This window comes from Cupriavidus ulmosensis, from assembly GCF_977008105.1.
Map to the genome: position 1 here is coordinate 139,386 of NZ_CDRMWP010000002.1, position 15,867 is coordinate 155,252.

The following is a 15,867-nucleotide window of genomic DNA, read 5'->3' on the forward strand; positions in this document are numbered from 1 at the left end:
GTGCGGTCACGGCAACTACCGGCTGACTATGCCGGCTGAATGCGCCGGCCGAACCGTTCGTGCCGTCCGCGGCCGCGTGCGTCGTGGCCAGGATCGTTCGGCTTTGTTCCGATAACGTCTCTTATATACTGTACGAATATACAGTCAACGCGCGGTTGCAGCAAGGGGTTGCCCCCGGGCCGTCCGCGTTGCCGCGCCGCGAGCGGCCTGCGGCGCCCGCGGCGGCCTCCATTTTCCTCCAGTCTCGTCGTTTCAGGGGGACGGCGTTGCCGTTTCCGCCGCGCTGTCCGTCTTCATGGTGGCGCCGGCGTTTTGCGCTGCCGTGACAGAGAAATCTCCGGCGTATATCTGGACCACCCTGGCCGGGTCCAGGTACTGGCGGATCGCCGCGTTGACCTGCTCGACGCTCGCCGTGGCGATACCTTGCTCGAACTTCGTGACATAGCGCATGGTGCGTCCCAGGAACAAGTGGCTGGCCAGCATGCCGGCCAGCGATGCGTCGCTGGTGCGCGCCAGCGCGCCTTGCTGCAGCAGGCCGCTCCTGGCCTGCCCCAGCTCCTCCGCCGTGATGCCGCGCGCCGCCAGCCGCGCCAGTTCCTCCTGCACGCCGCGCCGGAGCTTGTCCAGGTTCTGCGGCGCATAGGCCGCCTGCATGCCGAAGCGCCCGTTGCCGTCGAGCGCGCCGACCCGCACGAAGCTGCCCACACTGTAACTGATGCCGTCCTGCTGGCGCAGGCGGTCGGCCAGGCGGCTCTTGAGCGGGTTGCCGCCGAAGACGCGGTTGGCGATCACCAGCGCCGGATAGTCGGGCGCGTCGCTGGTCAGCGGCACCGGCAGCGCCGCCATGTAGATGGCATTGGCCTTGCCGGCGGTCTCGCGGGTCAGGCTGGCCGGCGGCAGCGCCACGAACGGGCGCGCGATGCGGACATAGGGCGCCCGCGCGCGCCAGTCGCCGAACAGGCTGGCCAGCTGGGCGCGCGCCGCCGGCTGGTCGAAGTCGCCGACCAGCGCGACCTGCCCGTTGTCCGCGCCGTAGAAGCGCGCGTGGAAGGCGCGCACGTCCTCCAGCGTCAGCCGCGTGAGCGCGTCCATGTCTTCCTGCGGCGTGGCCACGTAGCGCGGGTCGCCGGCGGGGTAGGGGTTGCCGTGCCGCCCGAGCGCGGTGGCGGCGATCGTCTCCGGCCGTCCCAGCCCGCTGGCGATGCCGGCGATGGCGTTGGCGCGCAGCGTCTCGAACTCGGCCGCGGGCAGGCTCGGCGCGCGCAGCACGTCGCGGATCAGCGCCAGCGTCTGCGCCAGCGTGTCGCGCCGCGCCTCGAAGCGCACCGTGACCGCTTCCTCGTCGCCCTGCACCGAGACCGAGGCCTTGAGCGCGGCCAGGCGGTCCGAGATCTGCTGCCGGTCCAGGCTGGTCGTGCCGCGCATCAGCATGGCGGCGGTGAGGTCGCCGGCCGCGCCCAGCCCGCGCAGGCTGTCGAGGTCGCCCATGCGCAGCACGATGCGCCCGCTCACGGTCTGCCCGCGGCTGGGCTTGGGCAGCAGCGCGAACTGCATGCCGTTGGCCAGCGCGCCGCGCAGCGTGTGCGCCTCGATGTTCTCCGGGCTGGGGTCGAAGGCGGCCACCTCGGCCTTGGTCGGCTGGGGCCGGAAGCCGGCCACCAGCGCCGCGACGTCCGGCGCGGCGGGCATCGCCGCCGGCGCCAGCGCCGCGTTGGCTGTCTCGCCGGGCATGTCGAGCGGGATGAAGCGGCCGAGCGTGCGGTTGCTCGGGCGCAGGTAGTTCTGCGCCACGCGCTGCAGGTCGGCCAGCGTGACCTGCGCGGCCTGGTCGCGCGCGATCAGCAGCAGGCGCCAGTCGCCCTTGGCGATGGCCTCGGACAGCGCCACCGCGTAGCCGGCCGGATTCTCCAGCAGGCGTTCGTAGGCGTTGAGCAGGCGGGTGCGCGCGCGGTCCAGCTCCACCTGCGTCACCGGGTGCGCGCCGAAGCCTTCCACCTGCGCCACCAGCGCCGCGCGCGCGGCTTCCAGGTCCTGCGTCTTGCTCACGCCGGCGGCGAACAGCACCGAGCCGGGGTCGCGCATGGCCGCCACCGAGCCGGACTGCCAGGTGGCGCGGCCGGTCTCGACCAGCGCCTTGTACAGGCGCCCGCCGGCGCCGTCGGAGAGGATGTCCGCCAGCAGCTGCATGGCCACCACGTCCGGGTGCGCGCCCGGCGCGATGTGGTACTGCACGGCCACCATCTGCGCGTCGCCGGCGCGCCGCAGCGTGACCTCGCGCGTGCCTTCCTGCGGCGGCTCCACGGTGTACTGCGCCGGCAGCGTGCGCGCCGGCTTCGGAATCGGGCCGAAGTACGCGCCGATGCGCGCCAGCGTGGCGGCCGCGTCGAACTTGCCGGCCACCACCAGCACCGCGTTGTCGGGCTGGTAGTAGCGGCGGTAGAAGTCCTGCAGGTTGCCGATGGCGACGTGCTCCACGTCGCTGCGCGCGCCGATCGGCACCTTGCCGTAGTTGTGCCAGCGGTAGGCCGCCGCGCGCATCTGCTGCGCCAGCATGGGGCCGGGCTCGTTCTCGGCGCGCTCCATCTCGTTGCGCACCACCGTCATCTCGCTGTCGAGCGCGGCGCGCGCGATGAAGCTGTTGACCATGCGGTCCGCCTCCATCTTCAGCGCCCAGTCCAGGTTCTCCTCGCTGGCGGAGAAGCTCTCGAAGTAGTTGGTGCGGTCGAAGCCGGTGGTGCCGTTGAACTGCATGCCGCGGCGCGTGAGCTCCTGCGCGATGGCGTTGCCGGGCAGCGACGGCGTGCCCTTGAACAGCAGGTGCTCGAGCAGGTGCGCCATGCCGGTCTCGCCGTAGTTCTCGTGGCGGCTGCCGACCAGGTAGGTCATGTTGACCGTGGTCACGGGCTGCGCCGCGTCGGGCGCCAGCAGCACGCGCAGGCCGTTGGGCAGGCGGTATTCGGTGATGCCCTCGGCGCTGGCCACCTGCGCCGGCGCGGTGGCGGCGGGTGTGGGCGGCACGGCGGGCGGCACGGCGGGCGCCGCGGGCGCGGCGGTGCTGAAGGCGAGGGCGAGCAGGCAGGTAAGGCGCTGGAGAGCGTGGCGCATGCGAAGGCGGCAAGAGAAGTCCGGAGGCCGATTCTAGCCGCTGCCGCGCGGCGTGGCGGCACGGCGCCGCGTTTTCCGAAATTTCCGCGTTTTGCCGCACCGCAGCAGGCCAAGGCAAATGTCCGAATCCGGCTAATGCCGCGCGCGCGGCGGGTTAGCATGCACGCTATGAAACTCGATCCGGACACCTGCTACAAGGCCGTGGCCTCGCACGACCGCCGCTTCGACGGGCGCTTCTTCGTGGGCGTGTCGTCCACCGGGGTCTATTGCCGGCCGGTATGCGCGGTGCGCACGCCCAAGCGCGAGAACTGCACGTTCTACGAGACTGCGGCGGCGGCCGAGAAGCGCGGCTTCCGCCCGTGCCTGCGCTGCCGGCCGGAGCTGGCGCCGGGGCACGGCCTGTCGGACCTGTCCGGGCGGCTGGCCCAGGCCGCCGCCACGCTGATCGACGAAGGCTTCATGGTGGACGCCGGCGTGGCCGCGCTGGCCGCGCGCATCGGCGTCACCGAGCGCCACCTGCGCCGGCTGTTCGACGCGCAGTTCGGCGTCTCGGTGCTGGAATACGCGCAGACCCAGCGGCTGCTGCTGGCCAAGCGCCTGCTGACCGACACCGCGCTGACGGTGACGGATGTCGCGCATGCCGCCGGCTTCGGCAGCGTGCGGCGCTTCAACGACGTGCTCAAGACGCGCTACGGACTCACGCCGCTGGCCATGCGCAGGCGCGCCGCCGACAACGTGGCCGACGAGCTCGTGTTCGAGCTCGGATACCGCCCGCCGCTGGCCTGGGCCGCGTGGCTGCAGTTTGTCGGCGTGCGCGCCGTGGACGGCATCGAGCAGCTCGGCGACGGCACCTACGCGCGCACGCTGGCCATCGACAGCGGCGGCGCCACGCACCTGGGCTGGCTGCGGCTCGAGCACGTGCCGCGCCGCCACGTGGTGCGCGTGGCGCTGTCCGGCACGCTCGCGCACGTGATTCCGCAAGCGCTGGGGCGCGTGCGCCGGCTGTGCGACCTGGGCTGCCGGCCCGACGTGGTGGACCGCCACCTCGGCCCGCTTGCCGCCGAGGCGCCCGGCATGCGCCTGCCCGGCGCGGTGGACGGCTTCGAGATCGCCGTGCGCGCGGTGGTGGGCCAGGTGATCTCGGTCAGGCACGCGCGCACGCTGCTGGCGCGCCTGGCCGCGCATCACGGCCCCGCGCTGGCGCAGCCCGCGCCGGGCCTGCGCTATGGCTTCCCGAGTGCCGCCGCGCTGGCGCAGGTCACGCCCGAAGCGCTGCGCGAGATCGGCATCCCGCTGGCCAAGGGCCGCGCCATCCGCGCCATCGCCAGCCGCGTCGCGGCCGGCGAACTGAAGCTTGACCCGAGCGCCGCGCCCGAGGAAACCATCGCGCGCCTGTGCGCGATCGAAGGCGTGGGCGACTGGACCGCGCAATACGTGGCGATGCGCGCGCTGGGCTGGCCGGACGCGTTTCCCGGCACCGACTACGCGCTGCGCAAGGTGCTCGGCATCGCCACCGTGCGCGCCATGAAGCAGCACGCCGCGCAGTGGGCCCCGTGGCGGGCCTACGCCGCCATCCACCTGTGGCGGCGCTATGAGGAACGCAAGGAGCCGGCGCCGGCCGGCCAGGAAAAGGCAGAGAAAAAGGACACGCCATGATTGCCTACCGCATCATCCCCAGCCCGCTCGGCGACGTGCTGCTGCGTGCCGACGAGGCCCGCCTGAGCGGGCTGTTCTTCGTGGGGCAGAAATACTATCCCGCGGCGGCCACGCCGGCCGCGGCCGTGCCCGCCGCCGCGCGGGCCGTCTTCGAGCAGGCCGCCGGCGAGCTCGACGACTATTTCGCCGAGCGCCTGCGGGCCTTCACGGTGCCGCTGGCGCTGGGCGGCAGCGCGTTCCAGCATGCCGTGTGGCAGGCCCTGTGCGCGATCCCGTTCGGCGAGACCGTCTCCTACGGCGGACTCGCCGCCGAGCTGGGCCTGCCGCCCACGCACGCGCGCGCCGTGGGCGGCGCGGTGGGCCGCAACCCGCTCTCGGTGATCGTGCCGTGCCACCGCGTGCTGGGCGCCGGCGGCGGCCTCACCGGCTATGCCGGCGGCACCGACCGCAAGCGGGCGCTGCTGCGGCTCGAGGGCACCGCCGCGGCGACCGCGCTGCCCATCCTGCGTCAGTCGGCGTTGGCATTTGCATGAGCGGGAGGGCGCCGGCCCGCCTTGCCGATTTATTCGCCGGAACAATGTCAGGTCATTAAGAAATAAAAAGGACATTTATTCGGATTTAATTCCCGCGATGCCCGGCATCGGCTGAATAAATGCAATCGGCCTCGGCCGCCGCGTATGCTTCAATACGCGGAGAAATCCGCATCGCCGGGCGCGCCGGTCCCCGCCGCGCCGCATCCCGCCAGCCGCCGCGGCGCGGCGTTCATCGCGTGAAATGTCCATACATCCATAAACATAAATATCATGTAATTGCGCGTGTAATAAGATTTAACATTTCATGAAGTGCTTAATGGTTCCACGACACCGACCTGTCATGTGATCGACCAATACTACCGGCGCCTCACAACAGCTCGATTTTCTTGCAGTTCCCCCGAGCTTCTCAATAAAAACGGTAGGTCCTCACATATCCCGGAGTAGGAATGTCATCGTTCCAATCACCCCGCAGTATTCTCATCCTGACTGCAGTCGCATCGGCCTGCGTGCTGACCGCCTGCGGCGGCGGAGACGACAATGCCAGCGCAGGCACCGGCGCCGGCACTGGCCCGAGCCAGACCCAGCAGACCATTGCCGGCGTCGTCGCCGCCAGTGGTTTCGTTCCGGGCAGCGCGGCCCAGCCCACGCTGAAGGCTGGTTACTATCAGGGCGCGCTGGTCTGCGCCGATGCCAACGGCAACGGCAAGTGCGACACCTCGGAAAACCCGGTCACCACCGATTCGCATGGCGCCTTCAAGCTGAGCGTCAGCGCGCCGGTCGCGCTGATCGCCGACGTTGGCGCGTCGGCGATCAACACCGGAACGGGGGCCGCCGTGGGCAGCCGCGTCGCGCTGCGCGCATCGCTGGCGCAGGTGAATGACCAGATCGGCAGCAGCGTCGTGATCAGCCCGCTGTCGAGCGAAGTGCAGCGCCTGGTCGAAGCGAACAGCACGACCTACGCCGTCGAGAAGGCAAACCTGGCCCAGCGCGTCGGCGTCGGCGCCGACGCGGTGCTGTCGGACCTCAACGCGGCATCCGGCGCGACGCAGTCGGCCCTGCTGACCGAGGCCAACCAGCTCGCCAACCGCTTCACCTACGCGACCAAGAAGTTCGACCGGGGCGATCTCTATCCGGACGCGCTGTCCGTCTCCGGCGGCGACCCGGAACTGACCGGCATGGGCAACGTAACGGCCGCCACCGCCACGACCACCGACACCCGCGAGCCGATCACGTTCCTGCAGGCGCAACAGGCCGCCTTCAACCTCGAAGGCATTCCGCGTTACGACAACATCTTCATCGTGATGCTGGAAAACAAGGGCACGCAGACCATCCTGAATTCGCCGTATGCGCCCCACATCAACGAGTACCTGACCGCCGGCAACCAGTTCACCAGCTATTTCGCCACCGGCAACCCGAGCGAGCCGAACTACACGGCGCTCGGCGGCGCCGACGACTGGGGCATCACCGACGACAATCAGTGGAACTGCAACGCGACCGGCGCGAACGCACCGCAGGACACGCCGATGCCGGACAACACGCAGCCCGGCCTGGCCAAGTCGCCGTTCTCGGCCACCTGCACCTCGACGCCGAACGTCAACCACAACATCGTCGGCCACCCGAACCTGTTCAACGCGATCACGGCTTCCGGCATGACGTGGCGCACCTATAGCGAGTCGATGAACCCGGGCCAGGACTTCCGTACCGACAGCGTCGCCGACGCGGCCGTGACCGCGCCCGACAACGTCTACCCGCCGGGCACGCTCAACGGCAACGCCACGCAGGTCGGCAGTTCCACGGCCATCCTGCCGATGCCGGCCGGCCTGTACAAGACCAAGCACCATCCGGGCATGGCCTACCAGAACGTGCGCAGCGCGCCGGAATGGAAGTTCAGCAACCGCACGCTCGGCGGCGGCCAGTGGGATGCGGCGCTGAAGAACAGCTCCGACTACACGGTCCCGTCCAACTACGTGGTCGACCAGCTCGGCGCCGACCTGCAAAGCGGCGACGTCGGCAACCTGAACTTCCTGATGCCCGACCAGTGCGACGACATGCACAGCATCACGGTGAAGACGGCGGACGGCACCGTCACCGCGAGCGATTGCGGCGGCAACGCGATCATCACGCGCGGCGACAACTTCGTGCAGAAGCTCGTGACCAAGATCCAGTCCTCGCCGCTCTGGGCAAACCGGCAAAAGAAGGTTGCCATCGTGCTGATGTTCGACGAAGGCACGGCCACCTCCGGCTTCAATTCGTGCTGCGGCTGGAACCCGTCCAACGGCACGCTGGCCAATCCGCTGAAGCAGAATGCCGACGGCACGTTCTCGGTGGATTCGACGATCGCCAACTACACGCTCGGCAATCGCGGCCACGGCGAATCGGTCTACGCGGTGCTGACCAACCAGCCGGGCGCGCCCAAGCACGTGGTCGACAGCGACGCCTACAGCCACTTCTCGTTCGTCCGCACGCTGCAGGACATGTTCCAGATCGCCGATCCGCAGGTCGATACCTCGTACATGAACCGCTCGAAGTACACCGAGAAGTTCATTGCGCAGAACATCCTGAACCTGCCGGAGTACGCGGGTAGCGCTGATACGCACTTCGACTCGGTCCGCCCGATGAACCATGCGTACAAGATCCCGGCGACCTACACCGCGAAGCAGTCTTCCGACGTGAACACGGCGGCGCAGGTGGGTCCGGACGGCAACCAGACCAACGTCTGGGCAATCAAGTAAGGCGCGGCCCGCGCGGGCGCGGCACGGCGGCAGCAGCGGCCGTGCCGCATCATCGCGGCCCCGGGGCCGGCGGCGGCAGGCAGGACCAGCCGCCGCCGGCCATTCGTGTTCCAGCGCTTCACATCGACTTTCCCGGCACACCTGGCAAACCCAGGGGCCGACGTACCTCGCAAAAGGAACTCACCATGCGCAAGCTCTTGGCTGGTGCCATGTGCATGCTTTCGCTGATGCTGGCCGCCTGTGGCGGCGGCGACGGCAGTGGCGCGACGACCGGCAGCAACGACCCTTCGACCGGCCCGAGCGGACCCGCGGCCGGCACCCCGAGCACGCCGGCGCTGAGCCTCGCGGCACAGCTCGGCAAGCAGCTTTTCTTCGACCGCACGTTGTCGGGCTCCGGCAAGATGTCGTGCGCGACCTGCCACGATCCGAATTACGCATACGGGCCGCCGAACAATCTCGCGGTCCAGCTCGGTGGCCCCGCCCTGGCGTCGGCCGGCGTGCGTGCGGTGCCGTCGCTGCGCTACAAGGACAACACGCCCCCGTACTCCGACCTGCTCGACAACCCCGACGGCATCAGCGTGCCCGGGCCGGGCGGCGGCTTCACGTGGGACGGGCGCGCGGCCACGCTCGCCGACCAGGCCAAGCTGCCCCTGCTCGATCCCGTCGAGATGGACAATGCCTCGCCCGCCGACGTGGTGACGAAGGTGAAGGCGGCATCGTACGCGCCGCTCTACCTGCAGGCATACGGCGACAACGGTTTCAGCGACACCAACGCGGCGTTCGACAACATCACCGCCGCGCTCCAGGCGTACCAGCGCGAAGACCCGAGCTTCCACCCGTACAGCAGCAAGTTCGACCTGTGGGCGGGCAACAAGATCGGCGGGCAGCTGACGGCGGCGGAGCAGCGCGGCCTTGCCGTGTTCACCGACGCGAACCGCGGCAACTGCGCCTCGTGCCACTACCAGGGCGCGGGCTTCAACGGCAGCAGCGCGTTGTTTACCGACTTCTCGTACGAGGCGATCAGCGTGCCGCGCAACCCGGAGATCCCGGCGAACGCCACTGCGGGCTATTTCGACATGGGTGTCTGCGGCCCGGCCCGGACCGACCACCTGCCCGCTTCCCCGGGCGCGGCCAATGCGTTCTGCGGCATGTTCAAGGCGCCGACGGTGCGCAATTCGGCGACGCGCCAGGCGTTCTTCCACAATGGCGTGATCCATTCGCTGACGCAACTGGTGCGCTTCTACAACACGCGGGACACCAATCCCGAGCTCTGGTATCCGACGATCGGCGGCACGCCGAAGGCCACGCCGGACGCCAGCTTCCCGACCTACGGCCTGATCACGACGCAGTACGTCGGCGGCACCGTGCAGAAGTTCGACGACCTGCCGGCGGCCTACGTCGGCAACATCGACACGCAGATGCCGCTCGACGGCCGGGCCCCCGGCTCGCCGATGCCGATGTCCGAGCAGGACGTGCAGGATCTCGTGTGCTTTCTCGGCACGCTGACCGACGGCTACAAGCCGCCGGCCAACCCGCCGACCAGCGGCGCCTGCGTGAATTGACGCGATCCCCGGCGCCGCGCGGCAACGCGCGGCCCGGCGTTTGCGGCGGGGGCGGCATGACGCCGCTCCCGCAACCCCGATCAACTGAATGGACCATTTTCATGACGTACTGCCCGACCTGGAACCGAAACATGGCGCGCGCCATATGCGTGCTGGGCCTTGCCACCGCACTGGCCGCGTGCAACCAGGCGAAGACCGCCGAGGAGGCGGCCAAGACCGACCAGGCAACCTTCGCCGCCGCGCTGAACGACTATCTCGCGCACAAGGGCAACCTGTGCCTGGCGAAGTACGACTGGCCGGTAAACGTCGAATACAAGGATGGCCCCATCACCGAGCGCGACGCGGTGCAGATGCCGGTGCTCGAGAAACTCGGCATCGTCACCGCCAAGGACGCGATGGTCGACTACAAGAACGAGGACGGCACCGTGCAGAAGAAGGTGCGGCAATACTCGCTGTCCGCGGAGGGCCAGAAATTCTACCTGCGCCAGCCGGTCCAGATTCCGGCCCCGGACGGCGGGAAGGTCACGCATGCGGGCGACCTGTGCGTGGCCAAGCTGACGCTCGACAAGGTGATCGGCTGGGAGCCGCCGCGCACGTTCGACGGCAAGACCCAGACGGCGGTGATGTTCACCTACAAGCTCGATGCCGCGCCGTGGATGCGCACGCCGGAAGCGCTGCGCGCCTTTCCGATGGCCGCGCGCGTGATCGAAGGCAGCGGGACCATGCAGCTGCGTGAAGGCTTCCACCTGACGCCGCATGGCTGGCTCCCGAACGACGACCTGATCTGACCCGGACCGGGCCGCTGCCGGCATCCGCCGCCGTGCGGCGCTCGTTTCCTCATTTTTCCGCCATGCCAGAAACCACGCTCGCCACCATCCACTTCCCTCCCGCCCTGCGCGACTGGATCACGCAGGGACTGCAGCGCGGCGGCGCGCCCGACCACATGGCGCAGGCGCTGGCCTCGCAGGGCTACGATCCGCTGGTGGCGCGCGAGCTGGTGGCGGCCTTCGCGCGCGCGCGGCGCGAGGGCACGCCCGCGCCGCGCGACAGCATCACCGTGAGCCGCGCCGTGCCGGCCGCGGCGGGCGGCCCACGCCTGGCGCAAGGCACGCTGCTGCGCGCCGCCGACCGCGACGTGCGCGTGCTGTCGCGCATGGACCAGCCGATCGTCGCCGTGCTCGAGGGCGTGCTGAGCCACGACGAGTGCGACGCGCTGGTGGCGATGGCGCAGCCGCGCCTGGCGCCGTCCACCACGGTCGATCCCTCGACCGGCTTCACCGTGGTGAGCGAGGGGCGCACCAGCCACGGCATGTTCTTCCGCCTGCAGGAAAACGCGCTGGTGGCGCGCCTCGACCAGCGTATCTCCGCGCTGATGCGGCTGCCGGTGGAGAACGGCGAGGGCCTGCAGGTGCTGCGCTACGGCGTGGGCGCGCAAAGCTCGCCGCACTACGACTTCCTGATGCCGACCAACGCGGCTAACCAGGCTTCGCTGGCGCGCAGCGGCCAGCGCGTGAGCACGCTGGTGGTGTATCTCAACGACGTCGAGGCCGGCGGCGAGACCGCGTTTCCCGAGATCGGCTACGCGGTTTCGCCGCGCAAGGGCAATGCGGTGTATTTTGAGTATTGCGATGCGGCCGGCCAGCTCGACGGCAGGACCCTGCACACGGGCGCGCCGGTGCGGGCCGGCGAGAAATGGGTCGTCACCAAGTGGATGCGGCAGCGGCGCTTCGTGCCGGCCGGCGGCGAGCCGCGCATGATGGCCGGCTAGTTGGCGGGCTGATGCCCGGCTGGTGCCCGGCGCCGGGCACCTTGAAAAAGATCGAGCCGATGGCACGCCTGTTCGTGGCAATCGAAGTCCCCGCGGCGCTGGCCGGCGCGCTGCTCGCGCGCGTGCCGCGCGCGGCGGGCATGCGCCTGGCGGCGCCGCATCAGGTCCACCTCACGCTGCGTTTTCTCGGCGAGCGCGACGAGGCCGCCGCGCAGCGCATCGAACAGGCGCTGGCGCGGGTCGCGTGCGCGGCGTTCACGCTGACCGTGCAGCAGGCCGGCTGCTTTCGCGGGCGCCGCGCCAGCGTGCTGTGGGCCGGCGTCGCGCGCAGCGCCGCGCTCGACGCGCTGCACGCCGCCGTCGGGCAGGCCCTGGATCGCTGCGGCGACGACGGCACCGCCTCGCCGGCGGCGGCGGGGCATCGCCGCCATGCCGGCTTCCTGCCGCACATCACGCTCGCGCGCAGCATGCAGCCCGTGCCGGACGCCGTGCTGCAGGCGTGGCGCGCCGCGCAGGCGGAACTGGCCGGCGCGCCGTTCGCGGTCGGGCGCTTCGTGCTCTACCAGAGTCACCTGCTGGCCGACGGCGCGCAGCACGTGTGCCGCCGCGCCTACGCGCTGGCGCAGCAAGCGTAAACGCCGCGGCGTCCGGGCCGGGTTGCGGGGCTCGCGGGAGTGACCGCGCCGGCACCCGCGCCACGCGCACGCGGCCGGGCCGCACGCACCGGCAGTGCCCGAACGCCGCCGGACGGCCACCCCACGGAAGTCTGGCTTAAGTTTTGCCACACTTCGCCGTTGAACCAACAAGAGCTTGCGCAGCGACAGGCGCCGCGCTTAACATGCTGCGGCGCTGACGCCCGCACCTCGCGCGCGGGTCAGCCCGTTTTCCGTCGCAAGCCACTCTGGCGCGACGCAGGCCCCTCAAGACGTTTGCGTGATTTCATGAGTCTCCAAGATTCCTCGGAGCAATCCGATCAGGACGCGGGCGCGTCGTCGGACGATCGCTACCGCCTCACCCACTCCTCGCAGATCGGCACCGTGCTGCGCGATCTGGCGTGGCAGAAATGCATCGTCAACGTGCGCGCGCGCACCGCGCATGAGATGGTCACCACCGTCCTGCACGTGGATCCGGCCAGCCGCACCTTCATCTTCGACTGGTGCCGCACCGAGCCGGAGCGCCAGGCCTTGATGGCCTCCAGCGAGAATGCGTTTTCCGCTTCGCTGCGCGGCGTGCCCGTGAATTTCGTGATCGGCGCGCCCGAGGCCACCGAGTTCCAGGGGGCGCCCGCCTTCATCGCGCCGTTCCCGGAGAAGATGTATCACCTGCAGCGCCGCCGCCATTTCCGCGCGCGCACCCTGCTCACCAAGGGGCATAGCTGCAGCATCAAGATGCCCGACGGCGCCCAGCTCAAGCTCGACATCGCCGACCTTTCGCTGTCCGGCGTGGGCCTGCGCTCCAAGACGGTGGATGCCACGCGCCTGCCGGTCGGCACCACGGTGTCCGGCGCCCGGCTGGACTTCGGCCCGCTGGGCAAGGTCGACCTGAACCTGCAGGTGGTGGGCCACTGGCTGGCCGGGCGCGACGACAGCGCCCTGCATCACTTCGGCTGCGCCTTCGCCAATCTCGACGGCCGCATGGAGAATTTCCTGCAGCGCCTGGTGTTCTCGCTGGAGCTTGCCAGCCGCGGCTGAGCGCGGCGGCAAGCGGCGGGCGCGTTGCCCGCCGTTCCAGACGTTTCAGCCGCCTACGCGGCGATCAGCTTGCCGATGGCCACCGCGGCCTCGCGCATCGGCGGCAGCAGCCGCGTGACCATTTCCGCCTCGGACACCTGCGTGGCCTTCATGCTGACGCTGATGCCGGCCATCACGCTGCCGGAAATCCCGCGCACCGGCACCGCGATGGCGCGCAGGCCGGGCTCCAGTTCCTCGTCCACCACCACATAGTCCAGTTCGCGCGCGTTGGCGAAGCTGGTTTCCAGCTCGGGCCGCGAGATCTTGGTCTGCAAGGTGCGCGGGCGCAGGTCCACGCGGTCGAAGAAATCTTCCAGCGCCGGCTCGGCCAGGTGCGCCAGCAGCAGGCGCCCGATCGAGGTGCAGTAGGCCGGCAGCCGGCTGCCCATGCCGAGTGAATAAGTGAGCACGCGCTGCACTTCCGAGCGCACCAGGTACAGGATGTCGGTGTCGTCGAGGATGGCCAGCGCCGAGGTCTGCTGGATGCGCGCGCTGAGGCCGTCGAGGATGGGCTGGGCCAGCGACACCAGCGCGGTGGACGAGAAATACGCATGCCCCAGGTGCAGCACGCGCGGGCGCAGCGCGAACTGGCCGCCCTGCTGGCTGACGTAGCCGAGCTGCTCCAGCGTGTACAGGCAACGCCGCACCGAGGCCCGCGACAACTGCGTGCGCTGCGCCACCTGGGAGATGGTCAGCGGGCGCTTACGTTCGGAGAAAGCCTCGAGCACGCTCAGGCCGCGCGCCAGCGACAGCATGAAGTTGGGGTCGCCGGAGAAGCTGTTGAGAAGGTCGGCCTGGGGACGGGCGACGCGGACAGTGGCGGCCGGTGCCTGGCCAGGGCTGCTCGGAAGGGAGGCGTCCATTGGGCGATTGCGCGCATGTCGTTCGATAATCGCGCATCTTAAACCCCCTCGGCCCACCGGGCCAGCGCTTTTCTTGTGCGCGCCGCCTCGCAATGGTGCCCGCGGCTCGCGCGGCGGGCAAAAAAACGTCGCCGTCCCAAGGTGGCGGCGACATCGAAGGGTGCCATCAAGACGGGGGTCTTGGCGACGCCTCCAGCATAGGACGGCACATCAAGACATTGAATACAACTTCGGAGGGGATCGAAGTATCGGACAAGGCTCAATGCCGGGTCCGCGCCGGGGCGGGTAGAATCGCGCCCTTGTTTCCCATGCCGATCCTGCCATGACCGACCAGCCCGAACCGTCCGGCGACCAAGCCGCGGATGACGCCGACAAGATCCAGGAAGCGCGCCTGTGGCGCGCCGACGGCTGGACCGCCCGCGTGCTCAAGAACGAGGACGACGACGGCTGGGCCGTGGCCATGATCAAGGACGGCGAGCCCGAGCCCGCCCTGGTCGGCCCGTGGACGATGGGCCGCGACAAGAAGAACCCCAAGCCGCTCGACGCCGGCGCGTTCTCCACGCTGGTCAAGACCGCCTCCGAGGTGCTGCGCCGCCACGAGCAGCAATTGCACGCCATGCTGCACAAGAGCGTGCTGGTGGACACCGACACCGCGCGCATCGCCGTGACGCTCGACATCGTGCCCGACGAGGACAATCCCTACGCCGTGCTGCGCGCCCGCGACGAGCTCGGCGAGGAGCTGGCCCAGGTGCGCGTGTCGCCCGCGTTCAAGCTGAGCAAGGCCAGCGCCGCGGACTGGATCGAGAACGCATACCGCCGCCCGGGCTGAAGCCGCGCGGGTCTTCAGCGGGTCTTCGGCGGACCTTCAGCGGGCCAGCAGCACCAGCGCGATGGCCACCGCCGCCGGCACGGCCTGCAGCCACAGGATGCGCCGGTTGGCCGTGCAGGCGCCGAACACCCCGGCCACCAGCACGCAGCCCAGGAAGAACAGCTGCACCGGCACCGCCGCGCCGGCCAGCCCCCACAGCAGGCCGGCGGCGAGAAAGCCGTTGTAGAGGCCCTGGTTGGCCGCCAGCGCCCGCGTGGCGGTGGCGAATTCCTGCGTCAGCCCGAACGCGCGCAGGCCGCGCGGCCTGTCCCACAGGAATATCTCCAGCACCATGATGTAGACGTGCTCCAGCGCCACCAGCGCGACCGCTGCAAGGGACAACCATTTCATGGACAAGGCTCTCGGGAAAGTACGGCGGGTTGGGAATCGTTGGAATCGTTGCGGGAACGTCGCGGGCAATCGTCGAGGGTAGCCGGTTCAGCCCGGCGCGGCCGGCGCCAGCCGCGCGATCAGCGCCGCGTGCCGCGGGTACGCGGCCCGCAGGCTGGCGGCGTCGGCCAGCTCGAACTCGCTGAACTCGAAGCCGGGCGCCACCGTGCAGCCGACCAGCGAGAAGCCGTTCGGGTCGCTGCGCTCGGCGGCGAACCAGCAGCCCGCCTTCACCACCGCCTGGAACACCGCGTCGCCATGTTCGAGCGCGTTGCCGAGCCGGTGCGTGGTCAGGCTGCCGTCCGCCTCCAGCACGTGCACGTGGAGCGGGCAGCCGGCGTAGAAGTGCCAGACCTCGTCGGCGCGGATGCGGTGCCACGCCGAGTACGCCCGCTCGCACAGCAGGTAGTAGATCGCCGTGGAGGCGGCATGCGTGGCCGCGCCGCCGGCGCCTTCGCGCGCCACGCGCGCGCTGTCGCGGTGCGTTTCGCGGTAGTAGCCGCCCTCGGGATGCGCCCGCAGGCCGAAACGCGCGATCAGCTGGTCTTGCAGGGCGGGGTCGGCGGGCATGCGTGGCTCCGGGGGCGGGAGGTGAATGGAACGTGCATGATAACGGGAGCCGACATGATGCCTGCTGCCCGCGGAAAAGTCAGCGCGGCG

13 protein-coding genes are annotated in these 15,867 nt (G+C 70.0%); 9 read left to right on the plus strand and 4 right to left on the minus strand.

Annotation, left to right across the window (positions count from 1 at the left end; all coding sequences use genetic code 11):
• Positions 1–252: 252 nt before the first annotated feature.
• The gene (locus ACWTPI_RS20580) at positions 253–3,105 is read right to left on the minus strand and encodes a M16 family metallopeptidase (RefSeq protein WP_454732560.1); all 2,853 of its coding nucleotides are present in this window, start codon (positions 3,103–3,105) and stop codon (positions 253–255) included.
• Between the two features lie 168 nt (positions 3,106–3,273).
• Between ACWTPI_RS20580 and ACWTPI_RS20585 the strand changes: the two genes are divergently transcribed.
• The 8 genes from ACWTPI_RS20585 to ACWTPI_RS20620 all read left to right on the plus strand — a co-directional run bounded on the left by ACWTPI_RS20585 (position 3,274) and on the right by ACWTPI_RS20620 (position 13,047).
• A complete protein-coding gene (locus ACWTPI_RS20585) occupies positions 3,274–4,761 on the plus strand; it encodes an AlkA N-terminal domain-containing protein (RefSeq protein WP_454732561.1) in 1,488 nt (495 codons plus the stop codon).
• Positions 4,758–5,294, plus strand: coding sequence for a methylated-DNA--[protein]-cysteine S-methyltransferase (locus ACWTPI_RS20590; protein WP_454732562.1), 537 nt, complete (start codon positions 4,758–4,760; stop codon positions 5,292–5,294). Before ACWTPI_RS20585 ends, ACWTPI_RS20590 begins: the two co-directional genes overlap by 4 nt.
• A gap of 446 nt (positions 5,295–5,740) precedes the next feature.
• Positions 5,741–8,026, plus strand: a complete 2,286-nt coding sequence (locus ACWTPI_RS20595) for an alkaline phosphatase family protein (protein WP_454732563.1) — start codon at positions 5,741–5,743, stop codon at positions 8,024–8,026.
• 185 nt (positions 8,027–8,211) lie between these two features.
• Entirely contained in the window at positions 8,212–9,588 is a 1,377-nt protein-coding gene (locus tag ACWTPI_RS20600) for a cytochrome-c peroxidase (RefSeq protein ID WP_454732564.1), read from the plus strand.
• Positions 9,589–9,719: 131 nt separating this feature from the next.
• A complete protein-coding gene (locus ACWTPI_RS20605) occupies positions 9,720–10,376 on the plus strand; it encodes a hypothetical protein (RefSeq protein WP_454732565.1) in 657 nt (218 codons plus the stop codon).
• A gap of 62 nt (positions 10,377–10,438) precedes the next feature.
• Positions 10,439–11,356 (plus strand): 2OG-Fe(II) oxygenase, encoded by a 918-nt coding sequence (locus ACWTPI_RS20610; protein ID WP_059412092.1) that lies wholly within the window; start codon positions 10,439–10,441, stop codon positions 11,354–11,356.
• Positions 11,357–11,397: 41 nt separating this feature from the next.
• Positions 11,398–11,991 carry an RNA 2',3'-cyclic phosphodiesterase gene (gene thpR / locus ACWTPI_RS20615; protein WP_454732566.1) on the plus strand — a complete coding sequence of 198 codons (594 nt, stop codon included), beginning with the start codon at positions 11,398–11,400 and terminating at the stop codon, positions 11,989–11,991.
• A gap of 306 nt (positions 11,992–12,297) precedes the next feature.
• Entirely contained in the window at positions 12,298–13,047 is a 750-nt protein-coding gene (locus ACWTPI_RS20620) for a flagellar brake protein (protein WP_020202460.1), read from the plus strand.
• A 53-nt stretch (positions 13,048–13,100) separates the two neighbouring features.
• Here ACWTPI_RS20620 and ACWTPI_RS20625 read toward each other — a convergent pair whose 3' ends face one another.
• On the minus strand, positions 13,101–13,949 hold the full coding sequence (locus ACWTPI_RS20625) for an IclR family transcriptional regulator domain-containing protein (protein ID WP_029043485.1): 849 nt from the start codon (positions 13,947–13,949) through the stop codon (positions 13,101–13,103).
• A 322-nt stretch (positions 13,950–14,271) separates the two neighbouring features.
• Between ACWTPI_RS20625 and ACWTPI_RS20630 the strand changes: the two genes are divergently transcribed.
• Positions 14,272–14,778: a hypothetical protein gene (locus ACWTPI_RS20630; RefSeq protein ID WP_454732567.1), complete on the plus strand. Its 507-nt coding sequence runs from the start codon at positions 14,272–14,274 to the stop codon at positions 14,776–14,778.
• A gap of 36 nt (positions 14,779–14,814) precedes the next feature.
• On the opposite strand, the gene ACWTPI_RS20635 is transcribed toward ACWTPI_RS20630, so the two are convergent.
• A complete protein-coding gene (locus tag ACWTPI_RS20635) occupies positions 14,815–15,168 on the minus strand; it encodes a DUF1304 domain-containing protein (protein WP_454732568.1) in 354 nt (117 codons plus the stop codon).
• Positions 15,169–15,255: 87 nt separating this feature from the next.
• A complete protein-coding gene (locus tag ACWTPI_RS20640; protein WP_454732569.1) occupies positions 15,256–15,777 on the minus strand; it encodes a cupin domain-containing protein in 522 nt (173 codons plus the stop codon).
• Between the last annotated feature and the right edge of the window lie 90 nt (positions 15,778–15,867).